Source organism: Wolbachia endosymbiont of Drosophila leontia (assembly GCF_028981785.1).
In the GTDB taxonomy this organism is placed as follows: Bacteria; Pseudomonadota; Alphaproteobacteria; order Rickettsiales; family Anaplasmataceae; genus Wolbachia; species Wolbachia pipientis.
In genome coordinates, this window is sequence record NZ_JAPQLK010000179.1 from 1 (window position 1) to 3,141 (window position 3,141).

A 3,141-nucleotide genomic window follows, 5' to 3' on the forward strand; every position below is an offset into this window, starting at 1 on the left:
CTAGGGTAGCTAGTTATTCACTATCCATTTTTTAAATCGGCGTTTTTTGATGTTTTAAATAGCGCATTTCGGCTTATATTAGGTAAAAACCTAGAAATTTTATAAAGACATAAGGTGGACATAGTGCAAAAAATTAAACATGGGACGCCAGATACGCGAGTTTTTTTGTCATTTAATCTGTACAGAGAAGATAAATAAATAGCTCCAGTCTCATGATAAGGGGGCTGGCGGAGTTTGTCAAGGGATTTTTGACGAAATGATTTTGAAAGTAAAGAGCGGGAGAAGGGGTTCGAACCCTCGACTTCAACCTTGGCAAGGTTGCGCTCTACCAACTGAGCTACTCCCGCAATTAAATTAACCTAAATTTACTTAATTATAGGCATATACAGCGATTTGTAAACCCCGTGTACACGAAAAATGTGAGAGCCCATAAACTTGCGTGGTTCCTTCTATGATCTTTTCGTATACTTAAGGCTTATTTTTGATTATCATAAGTTTTTAATTATTCCACAAAGCTTTATGGGAATATTTTTATATAAAGACGACTTGCCAGCTAGTTCAATACCAGATGATATAAGGTCTATAGCTGTTGATACCGAGGCAATGGGGCTACTTCATAGCAGAGATAGATTATGCCTTGTGCAGCTCTCTTTTAATGATGGCAACGCTCACTTAGTTCAACTTAAGAACGATTATACAGCGCCAAATTTAAGAAAAATATTAGAGGATAAAAATATAACTAAAATATTTCACTTCGCGCGATTCGATGCGAGCATAATACGTTATTACTTGGAAACTTGGGCGCTTCCGTGCTATTGCACAAAAATAGCTTCACGTTTGGTTCGCACCTACACAGATAATCATAGCTTAAAAGAGTTGTGCTTAGAGCTGCTTGATACCAAACTAAATAAGCAACAGCAATCTTCTGATTGGGGAAATGAAAATTTAACAGACAAACAAAAAAGTTATGCTGCATCTGATGTTTTGTATCTCCATAGGATAAAGGAAAAGCTAGACTTAATGCTGGAACGTGAAAATAGAAAAGAATTGGCCCAAAAGTGTTTTGAATTTCTTCCTACTCGTATTGAGTTAGACTTAATGGGTTGGGAAAACGTGGATATCTTTAACCACCAGATGTAATAGAAGTTTTTTGTTTGTGCAAAACACTTTAGGGCAATTTTTCAAGCTCTGCGGTAAGAATTTAGTTGATTAGTTGCTAATTGATGCGCTATATTTTACAAAAATTTAGGTATTTTATGAGTGATGATATAACATCGGTAAATGATCAAAATTTCAAATCTGAAGTCACTGACTATAAAGGGTTCGTGCTGGTAGATTTTTGGGCAGAATGGTGCGGGCCATGCAAAAGTCTAATGCCACGCATAGAACAATTGGCTAAGGATAGAAAGGGCAAGATTAAGATCTGCAAATTCGATATAGATGGAGAAACTGAAGTGCCAAGTAAGTATGGGGTTCAATCTATACCTACTTTGATTATATTTCAAGATGGTAAGGAAATTGCACGCAAAATTGGTGCAACAAATGATTTGCTAAGTTGGGTTGATAGTGAAATAAGCTAATAGACAAATTTGCTTTTGTGTGTATTATAAATATTGATAAAAGGGATTGTAGCTCAGTCGGTTAGAGCAGTTCGCTCATAACGAATTGGCCGTAGGTTCGAGTCCTACCAATCCCACCATTGTTAGCATGATCGTAACAATGAGAGAACTATAGTATATGAATTATATGTTGATATAACAGAGGAAATAATGAAATTTACTAAGTCTCTAAATAACAAGTTAGATGAATTGCACTTACTAAATCATCCATTCTACCAATCATGGAATACAGGAAGCTTAAGCTTGCAAGCTTTACAAACCCATGCTAAAGAATATTATCACCACGTTGCTGCGTTTCCTCGTTACATCAGTGGTATACATTTTCTGTGCCCAGATCTAAAAATGCGACAGGTTTTACTTGGTAATTTAACAGAAGAGGAACAAGGTGATGAAAATCATCCAGAGTTATGGAAGCGTTTTGCTGAAGGGCTTGGCGTTGCGCGATCTGATCTTCGTGAAAGTGCACAGATTAAGGAGACACAAGAATTAATTGATGGTCACTTTGACATTGTAAGATCAGGTTTTGCAGCAGGTCTTGGAGCCTTGTACGCTTACGAACGTCAAACTCCAGAGGTTTCCAAGTCTAAAATTGAAGGTTTAAAAAAACACTATTCAATAAGTGATGAGCGTTCTCTTCAATTTTTTACGGTCCATATGCATGCTGATGAATGGCATTCTGAGGAATGTGCAAATCTTATTGAAGATCTAGATGAAAAAGAGCAAGATAAAGTTATGCAGGGTACTCAAAAGGGAGCAAGGCTCTTGTGGGGTTTTCTTGATGGAACGATGAATGCTAGCGTGTGTTAGTAGTTGTAAGTAGCTTAAACTCAGTGATGTTGGAATGCAATGTCTGCATGTAATCTTCTTATATCTGACTTACGGCTTTGGGTTCATTTAGGCTATAGTGCAGAAGAGAAGTATCATTCTCAATTAGTTAGTGTTAATATTGATTTTACCTTTAAATCCCCCCCTTTAGGACTTACAACTGACCGGCTTGAGGATGCTATATGCTACTTGAAGGTAGTTCAGAGTATTCAATCTCTCGTTCAAAGCAAGCAATTCAACTTAATCGAGCATTTAACTCATGATATATACAGGACCATTAATAACCTTGTGATGCAAAAAAAGCTTATTATTTCTTCTATAGGCGTAACTATTCACAAAGTTGCACCACCTGTCCCCAGTGTGCATGGAGGTGTTTTCTTTACTTATCGTAATGCGTTGCAAGAATGATTTACATTTCTATTGGCTCAAATATGGGGGATCGCTTTTCCCATTTACAAAAGGCTGCTCAGTTACTGCAGGAACGCTATTTTAAAAATTTAAAATCTTCAATTATTCTGGAAACTAAGGCTATTTTACCAAATGATGCTCCACCTGGGTGGGACAGGCCATTTCTAAATATGGTTGTGTATGGAAGTTGTTCTTCTTCTCCTGAAGAGCTGTTAAAGGGCCTTAGAACCTGTTAAGGATCTCGAAAATATGAGGTAAAATAAGCATAGTTAAGAAAGAGGTATATCTA

At 36.9% G+C, this 3,141-nt stretch carries 5 protein-coding genes and 2 tRNA genes; 6 read left to right on the top strand and 1 reads right to left on the bottom strand.

The genetic code is table 11. From position 1 onward, the window contains the following. Nucleotides 1–274: 274 nt before the first annotated feature. A tRNA-Gly gene (locus tag OZD63_RS05915) sits at nt 275–347 on the bottom strand. A gap of 172 nt (nt 348–519) precedes the next feature. On the opposite strand from OZD63_RS05915, the gene OZD63_RS05920 reads away from it, so the two are divergent. The 6 genes from OZD63_RS05920 to OZD63_RS05945 all read left to right on the top strand — a co-directional run bounded on the left by OZD63_RS05920 (nt 520) and on the right by OZD63_RS05945 (nt 3,088). Further along, on the top strand, nt 520–1,140 hold the full coding sequence (locus tag OZD63_RS05920) for a ribonuclease D (RefSeq protein ID WP_275008366.1): 621 nt from the start codon (nt 520–522) through the stop codon (nt 1,138–1,140). Nucleotides 1,141–1,256: 116 nt separating this feature from the next. Next, the gene (gene trxA, locus OZD63_RS05925; RefSeq protein WP_182320954.1) at nt 1,257–1,580 is read left to right on the top strand and encodes a thioredoxin; all 324 of its coding nucleotides are present in this window, start codon (nt 1,257–1,259) and stop codon (nt 1,578–1,580) included. Nucleotides 1,581–1,622: 42 nt separating this feature from the next. Further along, nucleotides 1,623–1,699, top strand: a tRNA-Ile gene (locus OZD63_RS05930). 70 nt (nt 1,700–1,769) lie between these two features. Then, nucleotides 1,770–2,426: a CADD family putative folate metabolism protein gene (locus OZD63_RS05935; protein WP_275008367.1), complete on the top strand. Its 657-nt coding sequence runs from the start codon at nt 1,770–1,772 to the stop codon at nt 2,424–2,426. Between the two features lie 39 nt (nt 2,427–2,465). Next, nucleotides 2,466–2,852 (top strand): dihydroneopterin aldolase, encoded by a 387-nt coding sequence (locus OZD63_RS05940; protein WP_275008368.1) that lies wholly within the window; start codon nt 2,466–2,468, stop codon nt 2,850–2,852. Next, a complete protein-coding gene (locus tag OZD63_RS05945; RefSeq protein ID WP_274980019.1) occupies nt 2,849–3,088 on the top strand; it encodes a 2-amino-4-hydroxy-6-hydroxymethyldihydropteridine diphosphokinase in 240 nt (79 codons plus the stop codon). Before OZD63_RS05940 ends, OZD63_RS05945 begins: the two co-directional genes overlap by 4 nt. The last annotated feature ends 53 nt before the right edge of the window (nt 3,089–3,141 follow it).